Origin of the sequence: Vogesella mureinivorans (genome assembly GCF_007644035.1) — a bacterium.
Taxonomy (GTDB): Bacteria; Pseudomonadota; Gammaproteobacteria; order Burkholderiales; family Chromobacteriaceae; genus Vogesella; species Vogesella mureinivorans.
The window spans coordinates 1-338 of the sequence record NZ_VMTV02000911.1; the positions used below are offsets into that span (position 1 = coordinate 1).

General features: G+C 66.6%; 1 protein-coding gene. It reads right to left on the reverse strand.

All coding sequences use genetic code 11. The features are described from left to right. The coding region (locus tag FLQ44_RS21110; protein ID WP_439144956.1) for an ABC transporter permease family protein at positions 1 to 338 on the reverse strand (338 nt) is incomplete at both ends.

Genomic DNA, 338 nt, shown 5'->3' on the forward strand with positions numbered 1-338 from the left:
GATCAGCTTGAGCACCGCGATCTCGCGCAGCTTGCCGAGAGTCAGGGTGTAGATGATGAAGGCCACGATGGCCGCACTGACGATCGCGAGGATCACGAGGAACATCGCGATCTGCCGCGCCGAGGTCGCGATCAGTTTCGCGATCAGGATGTCCTGCATCGCCGCGCGGTCGTGCACGCCAAGTGCCAGCCCCTCGCGAATGGCGCGTGTCACGGCTTGGGCGTCCGCGCCCGGAGAAAGCCGGACCAGCACCGTGTTGACCGAGCCCGTGCTCTGCTGCAAGGCGTCGATGGCCGAGCGGACGTCCTCATTGACGCCGGCCAGCGCGGGCAGACGGT